The following is an 18,591-nucleotide window of genomic DNA, read 5'->3' on the forward strand; positions in this document are numbered from 1 at the left end:
ATGAAAAAGTTTGCATTTGAATATGGCGAGGGGTTAATGGAGGTTGAATTGCCTGATAATACGGATGTTTTTATTCCGGGAGAGACGGTTCAAGATCCCCCTTTGCTTAGTGATATTGTCGAAAAAACAAAGCAATCGATTCTGAATCCCATTGGTATGGTTCCCATCGCAGAATTGGTAAAGAAGGGCTCCAAAGTGGTGATTGTTTTTCCGGACAGAGTCAAGGGAGGCTTTCAGGAAACTTCCCATCGTAAAGTTGCCATACCCATTATCATTGAGGAGTGTCTAAAAGCCGGGGTAGAAAAGAAAGACATCCAACTCATCTGCAGCAACGGACTCCACCGTAAGAACACGAGGGAAGAGATCAAGCGTATTTTAGGAGAGCAAACCTTCAATGAATTTTGGTGGTCGAATCAAATTAAAAATCATGACAGCGAAAACTGGGATAACTTAGTGGATCTTGGTCGGGATGACATGGGAAATCCGGTGATCATGAACAGAGAAGTTTATGATGCTGATCTCGCAATACTTATTGGCCATGTTTTAGGTAATCCCTATGGGGGATACTCAGGGGGATATAAACATTGTGCTACCGGTATTACACATTGGAGATCTATTGCTTCTCATCACGTACCTCATGTGATGCACCGGGATGATTTTACTCCGGTCAATAATCATAGCTTAATGCGCAGTAAGTTTGACTCTATTGGTCAACATATGGAAACCTGTATGCAGAAAAAATTCTTTACGTGTGATGCTGTTCTGGATACCAGCCAAAGACAAATAGCAATCTTCAGTGGTTATGCCAAAGAAGTTCAGCCCTTGTCTTGGGAAGTAGCGGACAAAAGAACCTATGTGCCCTGGGCCGATAAAAAATATGACGTCGTAGTTTTTGGCATGCCCCAAAGTTTTCACTACGGCAATGGAATGGGAACGAACCCGATCTTGATGATGCAGGCGATTTCCGCGCAGATTATTCGTCACAAGCGAATCTTAAAGGATAATTGCGTAATAATCTGTTCATCCATCTGTAATGGTTATTTTCATGATGAAGAATTCCCAGCCTATCGCACTGTCTATGATCTCTTCCAAAAGGATTATCACAATACCTTGCCCGATCTGGAGAAATACGGCGAATATCTGGCTCTCAATAAGGAATATACGGATAAATACCGTTTTAACTATGGCTATCATCCTTATCATGCATTTTCCATGATTTCATGTGCTCATATCGCGGAAAAGCATTGTGCTGCGATTTATATCGTCGGCGCTTATGAACCTGGCTACGCCCGAAGTATGGGGATGAAAACCCGGGCCTCTTTTGAAGAGGCGCTTAAAGATGCGGAAAAGTATGTTGGCAAGACTCCGAATATCCTTGCTTTGCCCAAAGCCTTCAAAACAGCAAGCGTTCATTTAGGAATGCGGAAAGGGGATTATTAACATGCCGCTTATACCGTTGAGGCCATTACTGGAAACCATTCGAAAATATGGCTTTGCTCAAGGAGCCTTTAATGTCAACAGTGTTGTTCAAGCTGAGGCTGTGATTGAGGTTCATGAAATGTTTCGTTCAGCTGCCATCTTACAAGGGGCAGACCTTGCCAATGCTTTTATGGGTGGAAAAGCAGATTTTATGAAGGGAACTATTGAAGACAAGCGAAAAGGCGCAAAACTTATCGGGGATGCCGTCGCCAAGCTCGCAAAGGATTCCCCAATACCCATCATACTTCACCTGGATCATGGCAAAGACTTTGAGTCGGTTAAAGCAGCGATCGACGGAGGCTACACGTCAGTCATGATTGATGGCTCTCATCTTCCTTTTGCTAAGAATGTTGATCTTACACGTGAGGTTGTTCAATATGCTCATGCCCGAGGAGTTACGGTGGAAGGGGAACTCGGTGTGCTCTCCGGCGTAGAAGATGATGTTTTCTCCGAACATTCAACCTATACCAACCCCCTTAAAGCCGTTGAGTTTTTTCGGAAGACCGGAGTGGACTGTTTAGCTATTTCTTATGGGACAAAGCATGGTGCGGTCAAAGGCGACAATATCCAATTGCGCAAAGAGATTGTCATCGCTACGATGGAGAACCTCAAACATGAAGGAATTTTTGGGGTCTTGGTTTCTCATGGGTCTTCGTCGGTACCTAAATATATTGTTGAAGAGATCAACCAACTCGGCGGGAAACTGGCTCAGGCCAACGGCATACCAATGTCTGAACTGAAACCTGTCATTAAAGCGGGCATTGGCAAAATTAATGTTGATACAGATATTCGCTTAGCAGTAACCAGAAATATACGCGAGTTTATTTATAATCTGACTCACCAAGTAATGAGCCCATCCATCCAAGCTATTCGAGAACGTTTGGAGCAGGCTCCGGAACAATTCGACCCAAGAGCTTATTTAAGTCCGATCATGGCAAGCTTTATTACGGGCGACGATACTAATGATCCTGTGCTGCAAGAGCTTATGATCTGTATCAAGAATGGAGTCAAGGAGGTCGTCGGCTCACAAATCGTGGAATTCGGGTCCGTTGGATATGCTCCTAAAGTAGAGGTTATTGGCTTAGAAGAGATGGCCGAAAGGTATCATAAAGGAGAGGGCAGGATTGAGTAGCATAAGTGAGGACAATTTGCTGATTGTTCATGGCGGAGGCCCCACGGCTGTTATCAACGCCTCTTTGTACGGAGCTATTGAAGAAGCCAAGAGGTACAGGAAAATTACAGGGATCTATGGGGCTATTGGGGGAGTGGAAGGGATACTGCAAGAAACGTATATCGACTTGAAAAAACAAACGTACAGCAGTATTGAACGACTTCCCTTTACCCCTGCTTCAGCCATTGGTACTTCAAGGATACACCTTCGTGAAACGGATTATGAAATCATCCTCACTAATTTGTTGAAAAAGAGGATTAAATATCTTCTCTTTAATGGCGGGAACGGTTCAATGGATACCTGCGGGAAAATCTTCCGCCTTGCCCAGGAGCATGATATTCGTGTCCTAGGAATTCCTAAGACTGTAGATAATGATATCGCCGTGACCGACCATTCCCCCGGTTTCGGCAGTGCTGCGAGATTTATTGCAGCAGCAACAGCCGAGATAGCGCAGGATATTAAGTCCATGCCCATCCATGTCTGCATTATCGAGGCCATGGGAAGGAATGCCGGCTGGATTACCGCCTCATCAATACTTGCCCAGGAAAAGGCAGGAGATGCTCCGCATCTTATTTATGTATCTGAAAGAGCCTTTGATTCTGTAAAGTTTCTTGAGGATGTTCAACAATTGCATAAGGAGTATGGCGGAGTGGTGGTTGTGGTTAGTGAAGGGCTAAAGGACGGTCAGGGCAATTCCATCGTTCCTCCGTTAATGACAAAGGGCAGAGATGTGTATTTTGGAGATGTAGGTACTCATTTAGCCATGTTAGTGATCAAAGAGTTAGGCATCAAAGCTCGCAGCGAAAAACCGGGTATTATGGGGAGAGCCTCTATAGCCTATCAATCTGCGAAAGACCGGGAAGAGGCTATCCTTGCAGGGGCCTATTCTGTACAGTCAGCACTTCAAGGTGAGACGGGAAAGATGGTTGGGTTCAAACGCATTTCTAATCATCCTTATCATTGTGAGCCGTTTTTGATACCCTTAAATGAAGTAATGATGCATGAAAAGAAGTTACCAGATAGCTTTATTAATAGCAGAGGGAATGGTATTACTTCTGAATTTATTGAATACTGCAAGCCTCTAATTGGTGAACCGCTGCCGACTTTCACAAATTATATTATTTGAATAGGCTATAGGTTTTTCAGTTCTTAAAAGTTCACAATCAATGTTCAATACTGAATTTTCTTACGTACCTTTCAATTAAAGAAATAAATAGATAGTTTAATTTTTAACAATTTAATAGGGTAAATGTGACATTAGTAATACCATTCCTTTTTCCTTAGAATTTTTGGAGGTTACTTCGGTAGATAATCCTATAAAACGATAAGATGGTTACATTTTTGTCCTTTCGGCCCCTTGATTAATTCCCAGCGCAGTGGATTAATAAGTCATAATAATGTTCTCAATGAACAATTTTCGGAGGGATAACATAAAGTGGTTAGCCATACTCTAAGGAAATTATTGATCAATGAAGATAAGTAAATTTTCTAAAAGGACAAGGAGGAAATTTTAATGATGCCATACATTTCAGATGTTTATGCCCGTGAAATCTTGGATTCTCGAGGGAATCCGACACTAGAAGTAGAGGTTGTTCTTTCAGATGGGGTTATAGGACGTGCGGCTGTACCTTCAGGTGCTTCTACAGGGGCTTTTGAAGCTGTAGAACTTAGGGACGGAGATGCCACTCGTTATTTAGGTAAAGGGGTATTAAAAGCAGTTGAAAACGTTAACTTATTAATCGGATCAAAAGTTAAAGGATTGAATCCATTCGACCAACCAGGATTAGATCGTCTCTTGATTGAACTTGATAGAACAACAAATAAGGGGAATTTGGGAGCTAACGCGATCCTGGGTGTGTCCTTAGCTGTAGCCAAAGCAGCTGCAGAGTCGCTCGGATTAACCCTCTATCAGTATTTGGGTGGAGTTAATGCTAAAGAGCTTCCAGTACCAATGATGAACATATTAAATGGTGGTAAACATGCGGATAACAATGTGGACATTCAGGAATTCATGATTATGCCTGTCGGAGCGTCTAGCTTTGCTGAAGCCTTGCGTATGGGGACAGAAGTGTACCACAATTTGAAAGCCGTTCTAATCGAAAAAACTCTCGCTACGGCAATCGGAGATGAGGGCGGTTTTGCCCCCAGCCTTGAATCCAACGAAGATGCGCTGCAGTGTATTGTGGACGCGATTCAAAGGGCAGGGTATATTCCTGGAGAACAAATCGCGCTGGCTCTTGATGTAGCAGCCACAGAACTTTTCGAAAATGGAATCTATAATTTGGAAGGAGAAGGACTTAAGAAGACCTCAGATGAGATGATTGATTATTATGAGAGATTGATCAAGCGTTATCCGATTGTCTCCATAGAAGACGGGCTCGATGAAGAAGACTGGGAAGGTTGGAGTAAGCTGACAGAGCATTTGGGGGATCGTGTCCAACTCGTTGGGGACGACTTATTTGTGACAAATCTGGAGCGTTTGGCCCGCGGAATTAAGGAGAAATGTGCCAACTCAATCCTTATCAAATTCAATCAGATTGGTACATTAACTGAAACCCTCGATGCGATCGAAATGGCCAAACGGGCAGGATATACCGCTGTCGTCTCTCATCGTTCTGGGGAAACAGAAGATGTAACTCTAGCACATGTTGCAGTTGCAGTCAATGCTGGTATGATCAAAACGGGGGCTCCAGCTCGAACCGAGAGGGTTGCTAAGTACAACGAATTGCTTCGCATAGAAGAGAAACTTGGGGAATGTGCTATTTATCGCAGGCGAAAAGCGTTAGCCAGGTAAGCATAGGCCTAATATTGACATGAGTATGATTCCTGACTTAGAACGTCGCGCAGAAACTCATCTGTTATGTATTAATCATGTGTCAAATTAATCTTCCTATGTTTAAGGCGGCGCTTTATCGTTAAGAATGTAGATGAAAGTCTATTCTTATTTCTATTGGAGGAACTCGTGAAGAGCGTTGCCAAAAGGATGTTTGGAGTCCTTATTTTAGCATTTGCTACTTTATTTATTGGATGGCATGGGTTAAAGTATTATTTCATGCATGTAAACAGGATCTCTAGTCAAGTTCGTAATAATGTACTCATGAAAATACAAGCTCAGCATAGTCAATTTCTGTCTTACAATGAAATACCCAAAATTTATCGAGAAGCAGTCATTGCTACAGAGGATCGCAGTTTTTCTAGAAATAAAGGAATCGATCTAAAGGGAACTTTAAGAGCTGTCAAAGTTGACATTAGTCGAGAGCAGCCCCTTCAAGGTGGTTCAACGATCACACAGCAATTGATTCATAACACCCTATTAGTAAATACATCAAAATCATTAATGTGGAAGTTGATTGAGAGTGTATACGCAATTGGGCTGTATGACACGATGAGTAAGCAAGAAACATTTTCCTTCTACGCCAATGTCATTTACTTTGGACAAGGTGCTAACGGATTATATCAAGCGGCAGAAATATACTTTGGAAGACCACCTTCGAAGTTGAATGCAGGCGAGCTAACCATGCTTGCGGGTATTCCAAATGCGCCAAGTGACTACGATCCATATTCTAACATAGCGCTAGCCCGCGAACGGCAACATATTGTCATCCAATGTTTGGTCGATAGTGGAGTAATTAATGAATCGCAAGCTCAACAGATTCTTAGTGAACCTATAAATTTAAAGGATTCCCGTCCATCAACTAATAAGCTAAAACTAGCCCTTGTATAGTTTTTTATACGGCTCGCTGAGTATGGCTCGTGTTCGACAGTCCATAGATACGAGAAGTGCCTCAAACGCCTGTGGCTCAAACCTTTTCCGGTGCCTTCCTTGGCTAACTTAATGTAAAGCTTCTTGAATTCTGATTACCTAAGCAGCTTCAGGGACCGTGCAAGTCTCTTTTCCAACTTGATTCTTTCTTCAATATAATATAATTAGATTTGAATGGAATAAGGATAACGATGATTTTGATACTGTTTTCTTGAAATTTGGATCATGCCCTCAGTGATCTGTCTCCATACTAAAAGAGAACCCAATTCTATCTGTAAGTGGGTTCTCTTTCTTTTTAATCGCCTCAAGGTGGATGGAATAGTTATTGTTCAGAAAGTTTTTGAGAAAAGTGAGAACAAGCTTGGAGCCTTTAGGCTCTTCGACAGAAGAAATTTAGAACAGTACCTATCAATGACTTTAAGAATGGACCAACCCAAATATTTGATTTTGAATACCTTGATAGACCAGTGGACGATGACAAAATTATTCAATTGCAATAGAGCACATTGTACTTGAAGCTAACAATTTAGGCTTAGGGACTTGCTGGGTTGCATGGTTTACCCAAGAAGAAATTAGACCAATCTTAAATATTCCTTCTGATAAATATGTTGTTTGCATACTAACCATTGGTTATGCAGATGAATTACCAAAAGCTCGTCCAAGAAAAAATTTGAAGAGATAACCCACTATGAAAGCTGGTAAAGGCAAATACTAACCAAAATTTTAAACACTTTAATTGACTGAGCCGGGTAGTGGAAAAATAGTAGTGGCCGTAAAGTTGGCCCAAGCGTCGAAGTAACCACAGCCACGATCCGAAATTTCTTGTAGAAACCATCAGTACCATAGAGATGGTATGGTATGATAGACAAGATTCTGGGTATGGTTGGGAAAAAAGGTTAAAATTTTAATTCCTGCTGAATTCCAAGGTGAGATTATGTACGCTTACATTGAAGTTTTACTGGCTTCTTTTGTTCTAAGTTAGAGGAATTTAGCAATAAAAGAAGAACTTGAGAAGAGGAAGGATTTTTAACAAGGAATAAGTCTGTGAGAGAGGAAGCCGTTATGTGAATTTGAAGGTCCCGTGCTCGTACGTGTTATGTGAAGATCCTCCACCAAATCATAGGAAGAACAACCAGATGAACGTTGAACTGGAGGAGCATCATGGCTGTTGGTGAAAGCTTTAAGGAATACGTTGTAGATCAACTTGGAAAGTTAGGTTATGTTACGGTCAAGAAGATGTTTGGCGGTGCAGGAATTTACTTTGAAGGTTTGATTTTTGGAATACTGGCCAATGACATCCTATATTTTAAGGTGGGAGACTCAAATAAGTCAGACTACGAAAGATTAGGAATGAAACCATTCCAGCCATTTGATGACAGAAATATGGTAATGCCCTATTATGAAGTTCCTGTTGATATACTGGAAAACAGAGAATTGTTAAAGGAATGGGCTAGAAAATCCTTATTTGTATCTCGAAATAAAAACGCTGAGCGGTAACAAAATCTGAAGTGCGAGAGGATACAATTGGAGCATTTTGGATATAAGAAATGGAGTATGTAAAATGTCTTTTACAATTAAAACTAAAAGTGATGTATTTAAGTTTGCTGTTCCCCTATTTGATTATCTCAGTCAACATGGTCATGCTGAAGAGGCGGAGGATCTTGTTAAACTAGTGGATTCTTGTTATCCTCAGGAAGCCTTAACTTTAGAAGCGCATCGAAGGGCCTATAAACATATCCGAGAAACGGTCCGCGATTTGCCATTAGACTACCTTAATGCTCTTGATGATGCTTTGCGGATTTTGTTAGATTAATTGAGACTCTTTATTTTGACCGTGAAGATTCTTGTTTATTGTAATTGCATTTTATCGTAAAGATGTATTTAGAAGGTGAATATAAGAATGACGTTTGATAATCAAAAATGTAAAATTAAAATCGTAAGGAACGGGCCCTACCTTGTGACAGGGAATGTACCTTTGTCTGAGAAAATTATTGAACCCAAAGGTAAGAGTTATGAATATGAGATGGGGCATTCCTTTCATGAAGCTAAGGAATATGCCCTTTGTCGATGCGGAAAATCCGAAAATTCCCCTTTCTGTGATGGATCTCACGAAGTCTCTAAATTTGATGGAACAGAGTCTGCATCGAGAGAAAAGTATACAGATAGAGCGTCAAAGCAAGAAGGACCCAATTTAGATCTATTAGATGACGATCGTTGTGCCTTTGCTAGGTTCTGCCATAGAGAAGAAGGGAGTGTGTGGGAGCTAGTAGATCATTCCGATAATCCTAAATACAGGGAAGAGGCCATCAAAGCTGCTAGTGATTGCCCTGCAGGCAGGCTCGTTGCCGTAGATAAGGAAGGAAACTTGATCGAACCAAATTTAGAGCCTTCGATCGAAATTCTTCAAGATCCCGAGAGAAGAGTCAGTGGTCCGATTTTTGTTAAGGGAAATATTCCCATTGAATCATCAGAAAACTTCACCTATGAAGTAAGGAATAGAGTCGCCCTTTGTCGCTGTGGTAAATCAAGAAACAAGCCTTTTTGCGATGCTACACATGTCTCAGTAAGATATATCGATCATATGTAGTCAGACTCCGATCTTTTAGAACAGCTAGAAAGTTATGTTGTGTTTTTATATTCCTTACGTGAGATTGATGTAACAAAATGGAAATCCCCAATTAGTGATGGTAAGTGGGCAGCACACGATATTATCAGTCATATTATGATGTGGGACAAGAATTTCCTCGATAATTACATGCCTAAGCTCTTAGATCAAGAGTCCGTTTCACTAGAAGAAGATACAGATGATCAGAAATTTAACAATGGAGCAGTGGCTTACGGAAAAACGCTGACACAACTGCAAGTGATAGATGAAGCTATATATGCAAAATTATCAAACTCGCTCAAGAATGCAAAGGTAAAAAGAGACAGTTAAAGATTCATTTGTGGAAAAATCTATCGATAACAAATTGGTAATGGTCGAAAAAAATGGAGGTCGCTCAACAAGAATAGGGCGATGATGGGTTAATCGCAATAAGTAGATCCATATCATAGATAATCAGCCCTCATCTCAATCGGTGAGGGCTGATATATTCTAATGTTTCAAAGAGTGTATAGAGTTTTTATACCAAAACCACTGCAAACTGAATAATAGGAATTACAGCACCATTCGCTGGGATTATTGTAAGGCATACAAATCTTTATTTTAAATTAGGAATTTCTTGGTTTCCTCCATTAATTGGCTAGCACTTTCTTTTGCCCTCAATACCTGCTCCATAACATCATTAGATTTGTTTTTTACATCTGTGGTTCGATTTGCGATATCCGTAATTCCGATGGCACCTTCATTAGCAGCTTGAGCTACTCCATTAATGGCACCTAAAATAGTTTGAATCGATTCAATAAGTTGCATAGATGTCGAATTAAGTTCTGTAACCAGCTCATCGACAAAATTAGCATCTTCATTATACTTCTCGGCTACATTCAGCATAACCCTATAATCGTTATCAACATCTACAGAAACGAAAGACAACAAACTATCAGAGTTACTCGAGAGATTATCCACTGAGCTTGTTACTTTATGAGTGACATCCTGTATTTGCATGACAGCGCCTTTTGATTGCTCTGCAAGTTTTCTGATTTCTTCTGAAACAACTGAGAAACCTCTACCTGCTTCCCCAGCTCTTGCAGCCTCAATCGCTGCATTTAAGGCAAGCAAGTTAGTTTGTTCCGTTATCTGCATGATGGATTGAGTTAATAAATTAATTTGATTGACTACCTTAGATTCTACTATTGCCTGTTCTAACTTATTTCTAGTATCCACAAAAATATCATAGGCTTTCTTTTGGGCAGCATCAACATTTTTCTTAGTATCATCTGCTCTTTTCGCAATTTTGCTTGCTGAGATTTCCCCTTTCTGAGACTTTTCAGCAATTAACTGAACTGATTTTCCTATCTCCTGTGAAGTCGCTGACATCTCTTCTGTCGATGCAGAAGTTTCTTCCATACTTGCAGCCAATTCTTCGGTTGTAGCAGATATTTCCTCGAGGCTCTTGGTTAACGTCATGACAATGATCATTGCCTCATGGACTTCTTCTTCGATAGTTGAAGATTCGTTCTTGATACTAGTTATCAGATGCTTAATAGAATTTTTTGTTTCAGTTATAGCATTTGTGATAGAACCAATCTCATCTGCTCTGGCTAAGTATTTGGGATCTATCTCCTGCGATAAGTCTCCGCTGGCAACAATTTTTAAATACTCCGAAGACTTTAATATAGGTATTGTAATTCTTCTTGTAGCAATGGTGATTAACAATACGGTAATAAGCAGCATAATTACTGAAACACTTAAAACTATCGTCGATATATTTCTAGCGCTTTGAGTTAGCTCGTTTTCTGACATGAATGACGCTAAAATCCAGTCGGTTCCGGAGACTTTATACGGATTAACTATGTACTTCATTCCATTAATAGTAACATCAAAGGGCTTTAAATCTTTTGACAGGAGATTGCCTAATCCTGAGATATGTGTTTCATCTAATTTCTTAAAATTATTCTTAGGATCATTTCCATCGGCAAGAATAACCCCAGTATTATGGACTATCATATAAAAGCCTGTTTTACCAGGTTTCATTGAGCTTAACATATCGCTAATGACAGACTGTTGAACGTCGATTCCTATTGTTCCTATCAGATGTCCATTAGTATCAGTAAAAGATCGTACATTGCTTGTAATCATTTGATTTGAGATACCATCAATATAGGGTGCCGTTCTTACGATGGATCCATTTCCACTTAAGCCAGCCTTATACCAACCTTTTTCAGGAGGATTGAATTTTGCAGGAATGTTGGTCTCAGGCCACTGAAGATAAGAACTCTTTTCCGTTCCAAAATAGACATACATCGTACCTGGATGAGTTTTTCCATACTGGTTAAAAACATCATAAATTTCTTGTTCAAGTCCCCCATTTTTGGAAGGTGTTATTTTAACTTGTTCACTATTGGCTACATATGACGTAATATTCCCAGTAAGTGCTTGCATTACCAATGGATTTGAAGCCATCATATTAATGTCTTTATCGATTTGGTCATAAAAGATTTTGATTGATTTCTCGGCAATCTTCATCTGTTCGTTGGAATTACTAAAATATTCATTTCTTGCTTGGGTTGTCACCTCGAAGCTTGATATGGCCCCTACAGTTGCTAGTGCAACTACGATAATTGATGAAGAGATCACTAGAAACCGTGATTGAATACTTCTAAACTTCATTCATAAGGCCCTCCTCCTAGATTGATAAGTAAAAGAAATTACGACAATGTCAATATCGCAATAAACACGACAATGTCTTAATATTCAACAATTTATTTAATATATGCTTATCAATTATAGTACCTTTGTCTAAAACTGTAATATACTAAATAGCTATATGGGATATAGCATAACGAAATGTCGCTCATCCTAAGACTTTTACTTCTCATTCACAACATAAAAGAGCGCTCGCTCCCTCAGACCAGGTTATCTATCTCTTTATCCAATTCCGCGATGCGCTGAAAAGTGGATGTGTGGTTTAGATCATTGCTTTGTGCATGGTATTTTTGAAAGATTTTCATCTGGTGAATTAGTTGCTAATCAAATTATCTTACCTTTTCGAATTGTCTTTGGTTTTTAGCTCAGATCGGTCAAAGTATAAGGAAGTACGTTCAAGGACAATGCTATAAAAACTCCACAAGCATTTTTTAAAGGGAAAAAGCCATCTATAGAGAAAGACAGGCAATTATCTAGTGAAAAATAGTACTATGCACAAAATTTGTTTAAAATAGTACGAGCTGCTAGTGACTTTGTCATTTGACGGAGTTATCAATTTCTTCTTATAATTAGTACTAATGATATTAGGGTAAGAAATTACATAGTTAATATTCTCTACTGTTACCAAGTCTGATATTAAACTATTAGAAAGCAAGATGTTGGAGACTTGATTCGGATCAGTCTTAACTAAAGGGAAAAAGTCCTCTTTTGGGACCCTTTAAACTAGAGTATACTGGTTTCGTTCGAAATGGGATCACTACAGTTCAATGAAAGAAATGTTCTAAGTGCAAGCTAAATTGAAAATAGTCTAAAAAGAGAGTCAATTGATAGAGCGTTAACAGGTCCTGTTTTGAGGTTAACATATGCAATTGGCAAAAATGAGTAGGGCTATATCATATATAGATAGCCCTACTTTTGTTTTTTTTACGTGTTTGTGTTGGTTTCCGTTTTCATTTAATGCAGAATTCTATATTGAATTAAAAGGAGTGTTTATAAAATGTTTCGTTCAAAGCTAATTTTAGCAGCAATTTCATTTACACTGTTGCTAAGTGGTTGTTCATCATCATCAATCAGTCAACAACAAACAAGTCAAACGCTTCCCAAATCTATCAATGCGTCGTATGTGTCTAGACCTATAAATGTTCCATCAATAGTAGCGCAAGACAAAAAAATGTTTGAAACAGAATTTGCGAAAGATAATGTGCAATTCAAATGGCATGACTTGACTACTCCTGATAGTCAGTTAGAAGCCCTTGCTTCAGGCTCTTTAGATTTTGCAAATAGCCTTAATAATTTATCAGCTATACTTGCCAAAGCAAATGGTAATGACATTAAGGTTATATCTGCCTATTCAACATTTCCCAAAGGGATAGCATTAGTTGCTAGAACTAATGATGGAATAAATAAGGACGCCGATCTTATAGGGAAAAAAATTGGACTTCAAAGCGGAACTATGCTCTATCAAATGTTAGTTGAGGATTTATCTAAATCAAATCTTAAAGTAAATGACGTTAAATTAGTTAATATGGATTCATCTGCAGCATTAACAGCTCTGATAAGTGGACAAATAGATGCAACAATACTACCAGATCCATTACTTTCAAAAGCAATTGCATCAGGAAAAGCCATCAAAATTCGAAGCGCAGAAGGGTTGATATCCGGATTATCTGTAATTGCAGTTAGAAGTGATTTTGCTGAGAAATATCCAAATCTCGTTAAGCGATTTTTAGCAGTTCATAAGCAATCCATAGATTGGAGTAGAAATAATCTAGATCAAGCACTTCAACTCGCTGCAACTAAAAATCAAATGGATATAAAAGCTGTTAAAAAAATGTATCCCGAATTTTCATTTGATATGAACCTTGATAATGCTAAACAAGATTTAATTCAATCAGCAGAGTTCCTTAAAAAGGAAGGCATGATACAAAGTAGTACAGATACCACGAAACTTATTAATGACTTAGTTGATACAAGCTTCATGCCTTAATAATCAATAAGATGTTAGCTTGAAAATAGGAGTTTACTTTATGTTTAAGCAAGTAAAATTTAGATTGCAAGGGGTTATTTTGCCACTTGCAATCATTCTTATTTGGCAACTAGTAAGTAATTACGGAGTTGTAAATAGTTATGTATTACCTTCACCTTTACATATTTGCTTTCGATGTATTCAGTTAGTTAAAAATGGAAATTTGCAACAAAATATATTAGCAAGTATGATACGAGTTGTCATAGGATTTTTAATAGCCATACTATTTTCGGTACCGCTAGGAATAATAATAGGATTAAATAATAGAGTAAAAGTATTAATAAACCCAATATTAAATTTTTTTCAACAAATTCCTGGTATAGCTTTAATACCAATATTTATACTTTGGCTTGGAATAGAAGAAAGTTCAAAAATAGCCATTATAGTTTATTCTGCAATATTTCCAATTATATTAAATACGATCAATGGAATAGAAACAACGGATAAAAACCTTATAGAAGTCGCTATAATTAACGGAATATCAAACGTTGGACTAGCATATAGAGTGTATCTGCCAAGTATGCTCCCAAGCTTATTTGTTGGAATGAGATTGGGATTAAGTTACTGTTGGCGCTCATTAGTAGCTGTTGAATTACTAGGAGCATCTAAAGGGTTAGGATATCTAATACAACAAGGAAGAGAATTAGCTCAACCAGAAACAATGTTTTTAGGAGTATTAATAATAGGATTAATAGGTATGATCTTCGATAATTTATCAAAGGGAATAGAGCGGAAAACATTTAGATTTAAATATACTAACAATAAAGAGGAATAGCAATGAGTCTATTAGAAGTCAATAATGTATGTAAGTATTTCAAAATAGGAAAAGAATTAGTAAGCGTTCTAAACAACATAACGTTTACAGTGAATAAGGGAGAAATGATATGTCTGTTAGGCGTTAGCGGATGCGGAAAAACTACACTATTAAGATTAATATCAGGATTGGAAAACCAAACTTCTGGACGGATTCTGATAAATGGCAGTAAATTTAAAATAAAAGGCAAAACAGTAAACATGGTATTCCAAGAACCGAGGTTATTCCCATGGCTTTCCGTTAAAGATAATATAAGTTTTGGCTTAAAAGGAAACTATGATACTGAATCAATAAATTATAAAGTTGAAGAGATACTTAATAAACTAGGATTAAGTTCATATAAAAACGAAATGCCATATAAACTTTCTGGAGGAATAGCACAACGAGTATCGGTAGCTAGAGCATTAGTAACAGAACCCGAACTCTTACTTTTGGATGAGCCATTTTCATCCCTTGATTTAATTACTAAAAAAAGTATTATAGAAGACTTACTTAACTTATGGAAATCATTAAATATTACAATCATCCATGTAACCCATAATGTAGATGAAGCAATAATGCTAGCTCAAAAAATAATAGTCCTAAAATATAGACATAGTAATACTGAATTCTTTGATGCAACAGATTTAGCCTATCCAAGAAATCCTGAGAGTCATTACTTTAAAGAATTGAAAAGGAAAATAATTAACAGTTACTAATTTTATAAGATTGACATTAATAAGTCATGATTTTTATGATTCATTAAAACGAAGAGAACCCCTCTGTGTAACGATAATTGTCGCAGGGACTAATGAAGTGAGATTGCCACGCGGGATACTTGGAGGGCCTTAAGAGCCGAGAAGATATGCGCTGGTACCCCATTGACACTAGTGAACAAATAAGCTGAAGGACCGAAAGTACTTTTTATCCGCAGATCACAAAAGTTCCTTCTGGCATGAGCAAATCACAACCCACTCCGTCGCTGAAGGAGTTAAGCTGACAAGGTTCACGGTGCATCGACACCTTTGAATTTTTGAAACAACACGCGATATTGAAATTTAAGCGGCATTGTCGGCCGACCTGTTAAGATGTTTATCCTTTTATGAAAGGCTCTTAGAGCCTTTTTTAAAGTTAATAATTCGTTAAATACTTTAAAAATCCACTAAAATGTTTTATTTATCTACAAAAAACCTTTTTCGTGTACATAAACTTGACAGATGATATCCAGATATTAAACTAAAAGAGTTGCTAGTTCGCACAACAAATTATTTCTAAGAAAGGAGCATCAATCTTAAGTTCTCAAAAATTGTATTATGATTCTTGATCATTATGTTTTAAAAAAGTTATTACCCATTCAGAAACTGGCTTGCAAATCGTTGTATTTTGTTCAATACGTGTGAGTAATTATGGTTTTCCTTGAGATGAAAACTCGTAAACTTCACGATTAAATTTACTAAATCTTAGTTGATCGCGAAGTGATACTTAAGTGTAAAAGTTCACAAAAACAAGTGAAGCTTTTCACTTGTTTAAAAATTCTAAAATTTTAGATATGTTTTGTTAGTCTATTGTAGAGAATGCAATTGTAACAGTTTCGGTTGAGATTCAATAGCAATTATTCAAAGAGATTTACTAAAAAGGTGGTAGAACACGTGGCAAGCAAAGCAAGACAAATGAAAAATTTGTCCAGACGTTCTTTCCTTAAGTTTGTTGGAGGAGCAAGTTTAGTCGGTGTCTCGCTAAACTTGGCTGGTTGTGGCGAAGTAGCTACAGCAGATAAAGCTGTTGGTGGGAAGGGTTGGATACCAACCCAATACAATGCACCAGGCAGCTGGCCAACCAACGTTCGCGGTCGCGTTCCAATTGATCCGGCAAACCCTTCAATTATCAGAGATGACCAAAAGTGTATTCTTTGTGGTCAATGTATTGAAGCATGTGAGAAAGTTCAATCGGTGTATGGAAACTACGAACTGCCGATTAAAAACGAAATTGTTTGTGTAAATTGCGGACAGTGTGTTCAATGGTGTCCTTCTGGAGCAATTTCAGAACGCGATGATATTGATAATGTATATAAAGCTATCGCAGATCCAACTATCACAGTTGTAGTGCAGACTGCACCAGCAACTCGTATTGGTCTTGGCGAAGAATTTGGCATGCCTGTCGGAACTAATGTTCAGGGCAAACAAGTTGCAGCTTTAAGGAAATTAGGGTTTGACGTAATTTTTGATACTAACTTCACAGCTGACCTGACAATTATGGAAGAAGGTACAGAACTTGTTAAACGTGTTAAAGGGGATTTAAAGAAGCCTATTCCACAGCTCACATCATGTTGCCCAGGTTGGGTTAAGTTTGTGGAATATTTTTATCCTGACCTTATTCCTAATTTATCGTCAGCAAAGTCTCCTCAGCAGATGGAAGGAACTTTAATGAAAACCTATTATGCTGAAAAGAAAAATGTTGACGCCAAAAAGATCTTTTCAGTAGCTATCATGCCTTGTACAGCAAAGAAATTTGAATGTCAACGTCCTGAAATGGTTTCAGCCAAAAAAGATTTAAAAGACAATCGTGTTTCACCTGATGTAGATGTAGTTCTTACAACAAGGGAACTTGCCAGAATGATCAAGAGAGCTGGTATCGATTTTACGTCTCTTCCTAACGACCAGTATGATCAGCTGATGGGTTCTGGAACAGGGGCAGGAGCAATTTTCGGTACCACAGGTGGTGTTATGGAAGCTGCAGTTCGTTCTGCCTATTATCTTATAACCGAACAAGAACCACCTTCGGCACTTTGGGCTTTAACACCTGTAAGAGGAATGCAGGGTGTTAAAGAAGCGGCAGTTAATATTCCTGGTGTTGGTGATTTAAAGGTTGCTGTAATTTCCGGTCTGGCCAATGCCAGAAAGGTTATGGATCAGATTAGAGCAGGTAATGCCCCGTGGGCTTTCATTGAAGTTATGGCTTGTCCCGGAGGCTGCGAATATGGTGGAGGACAACCCCGTGCCTCTGCTCCTCCTTCAGACGAAGTTCGTAATAGGCGTGCTGCAGCTTTATATAACATCGACGCTAATGCAAAACTGCGCAACAGTCATGATAATCCGCAAATTAAACAAGTCTATGCAGATTTCTTAACCACTCCGATGAGCGAGAAAGCAGAAGAACTTCTGCATACAAGTTATATTTCCCGGGCTTCAGACCTTGTTGCTAAAAAGTCCGAAAACAATTTATATTAAGCTTAGGAGGTGGAAAAAAATGGCTAAGGGAATACTCGTAGATATACCGAAATGTGTAGGGTGTGAAAGCTGTTCGGTAGCCTGCAAATTGTGGAATGAACTAGAATGGGATCCCCAGGAAAAGACCAAGACTGCTGCAGACAGAGCAAAGGAACCAAACAAAGGCTTATGGCCTGAAGAATGGACATCAATAAATCGTTATGATTTTCAGAAAGACGGCTCCTCAGTCTGGAGGTATGTCAAAACTCAATGTTTTCATTGTGAAGAGCCTGCCTGTGTATCAGCATGTTTTTCAAAGGCATTACAGAAGCTTCCCCAGGGACCGGTCATCTATGATCAGAAGTTGTGCGTAGGTTGCCGCTACTGCATGATGGCATGTCCATTTGACATACTGAGATACGAATGGAAGAAAGCCATTCCCGGAGTAAGGAAATGCCAGATGTGCCCGACAAGAGTCGCTAATAACCAGGAAACGGCGTGTACCTCAGTGTGCCCGACAGGAGCAATTACCTTTGGGGACAGAGACCAATTGTTGGTAGAAGCAAAAAAGAGGATCCGAGAAAACGGTTATGTAAACAGAGTCTTTGGAGAGAATGAAGCAGGGGGAACATCCTGGCTTTATATATCGGATACGCCATTTGAACAGATGAAATTTAGAACGGATGTAACAACCAAACCATTGCCTTCTTACACAGAAGGATATATGAAACTTACACCATTCATAGGAGGCAGCTGGGCGGCCATACTTGCTGGATTATATTTATTTAATAATAAAGACAAGGATCCTCTAGATTAAATACAGTGAAGAATAGAATGGAGGGAAATTC

Annotated in this window: 15 protein-coding genes and 1 pseudogene; 15 read left to right on the forward strand and 1 reads right to left on the reverse strand. The window is 38.7% G+C overall.

All coding sequences use genetic code 11. The features are described from left to right. The 10 genes and pseudogenes from VZF35_RS20685 to VZF35_RS20730 all read left to right on the forward strand — a co-directional run bounded on the left by VZF35_RS20685 (position 1) and on the right by VZF35_RS20730 (position 9,348). Positions 1 to 1,440: a lactate racemase domain-containing protein gene (locus tag VZF35_RS20685; RefSeq protein ID WP_407308056.1), complete on the forward strand. Its 1,440-nt coding sequence runs from the start codon at positions 1 to 3 to the stop codon at positions 1,438 to 1,440. A 1-nt stretch (position 1,441) separates the two neighbouring features. Then, positions 1,442 to 2,611 carry a class II fructose-bisphosphate aldolase gene (locus tag VZF35_RS20690; protein ID WP_407308058.1) on the forward strand — a complete coding sequence of 390 codons (1,170 nt, stop codon included), beginning with the start codon at positions 1,442 to 1,444 and terminating at the stop codon, positions 2,609 to 2,611. Further along, the gene (locus VZF35_RS20695; RefSeq protein WP_407308060.1) at positions 2,604 to 3,776 is read left to right on the forward strand and encodes a diphosphate--fructose-6-phosphate 1-phosphotransferase; all 1,173 of its coding nucleotides are present in this window, start codon (positions 2,604 to 2,606) and stop codon (positions 3,774 to 3,776) included. Before VZF35_RS20690 ends, VZF35_RS20695 begins: the two co-directional genes overlap by 8 nt. A gap of 390 nt (positions 3,777 to 4,166) precedes the next feature. After that, positions 4,167 to 5,444, forward strand: a complete 1,278-nt coding sequence (gene eno, locus VZF35_RS20700) for a phosphopyruvate hydratase (RefSeq protein WP_407314762.1) — start codon at positions 4,167 to 4,169, stop codon at positions 5,442 to 5,444. A gap of 168 nt (positions 5,445 to 5,612) precedes the next feature. Beyond that, positions 5,613 to 6,374, forward strand: coding sequence for a transglycosylase domain-containing protein (locus VZF35_RS20705; RefSeq protein WP_407308062.1), 762 nt, complete (start codon positions 5,613 to 5,615; stop codon positions 6,372 to 6,374). Positions 6,375 to 6,900: 526 nt separating this feature from the next. Beyond that, a pseudogene (locus VZF35_RS20710) lies at positions 6,901 to 7,115 on the forward strand (nitroreductase family protein); the annotation flags it as partial. Between the two features lie 459 nt (positions 7,116 to 7,574). Next, the gene (locus tag VZF35_RS20715) at positions 7,575 to 7,910 is read left to right on the forward strand and encodes a TfoX/Sxy family protein (RefSeq protein ID WP_407308064.1); all 336 of its coding nucleotides are present in this window, start codon (positions 7,575 to 7,577) and stop codon (positions 7,908 to 7,910) included. 64 nt (positions 7,911 to 7,974) lie between these two features. Beyond that, a complete protein-coding gene (locus VZF35_RS20720; protein WP_407308066.1) occupies positions 7,975 to 8,226 on the forward strand; it encodes an adenylate cyclase in 252 nt (83 codons plus the stop codon). Positions 8,227 to 8,313: 87 nt separating this feature from the next. Further along, positions 8,314 to 9,000 (forward strand): CDGSH iron-sulfur domain-containing protein, encoded by a 687-nt coding sequence (locus tag VZF35_RS20725; RefSeq protein ID WP_407308068.1) that lies wholly within the window; start codon positions 8,314 to 8,316, stop codon positions 8,998 to 9,000. 39 nt (positions 9,001 to 9,039) lie between these two features. Continuing rightward, positions 9,040 to 9,348 carry a hypothetical protein gene (locus tag VZF35_RS20730; RefSeq protein WP_407308070.1) on the forward strand — a complete coding sequence of 103 codons (309 nt, stop codon included), beginning with the start codon at positions 9,040 to 9,042 and terminating at the stop codon, positions 9,346 to 9,348. 270 nt (positions 9,349 to 9,618) lie between these two features. Here VZF35_RS20730 and VZF35_RS20735 read toward each other — a convergent pair whose 3' ends face one another. Continuing rightward, complete coding sequence (locus tag VZF35_RS20735) at positions 9,619 to 11,682, reverse strand: methyl-accepting chemotaxis protein (RefSeq protein WP_407308072.1); 2,064 nt, start codon at positions 11,680 to 11,682, stop codon at positions 9,619 to 9,621. Between the two features lie 1,033 nt (positions 11,683 to 12,715). On the opposite strand from VZF35_RS20735, the gene VZF35_RS20740 reads away from it, so the two are divergent. The 5 genes from VZF35_RS20740 (at position 12,716) to VZF35_RS20760 (ending at position 18,560) form a co-directional block, all read left to right on the forward strand. Further along, positions 12,716 to 13,705, forward strand: coding sequence for an ABC transporter substrate-binding protein (locus tag VZF35_RS20740; protein ID WP_407308074.1), 990 nt, complete (start codon positions 12,716 to 12,718; stop codon positions 13,703 to 13,705). Positions 13,706 to 13,745: 40 nt separating this feature from the next. Continuing rightward, the gene (locus VZF35_RS20745) at positions 13,746 to 14,519 is read left to right on the forward strand and encodes an ABC transporter permease (protein WP_407308076.1); all 774 of its coding nucleotides are present in this window, start codon (positions 13,746 to 13,748) and stop codon (positions 14,517 to 14,519) included. Between the two features lie 2 nt (positions 14,520 to 14,521). Then, positions 14,522 to 15,256 carry an ABC transporter ATP-binding protein gene (locus tag VZF35_RS20750; protein ID WP_407308078.1) on the forward strand — a complete coding sequence of 245 codons (735 nt, stop codon included), beginning with the start codon at positions 14,522 to 14,524 and terminating at the stop codon, positions 15,254 to 15,256. A gap of 930 nt (positions 15,257 to 16,186) precedes the next feature. Then, on the forward strand, positions 16,187 to 17,764 hold the full coding sequence (locus VZF35_RS20755) for a [FeFe] hydrogenase, group A (protein WP_407308080.1): 1,578 nt from the start codon (positions 16,187 to 16,189) through the stop codon (positions 17,762 to 17,764). 19 nt (positions 17,765 to 17,783) lie between these two features. Further along, entirely contained in the window at positions 17,784 to 18,560 is a 777-nt protein-coding gene (locus VZF35_RS20760; protein WP_407308082.1) for a 4Fe-4S dicluster domain-containing protein, read from the forward strand. The last annotated feature ends 31 nt before the right edge of the window (positions 18,561 to 18,591 follow it).

This window comes from Desulfosporosinus paludis (assembly GCF_045689965.1).
Classification (GTDB): domain Bacteria; phylum Bacillota; class Desulfitobacteriia; order Desulfitobacteriales; family Desulfitobacteriaceae; genus Desulfosporosinus; species Desulfosporosinus paludis.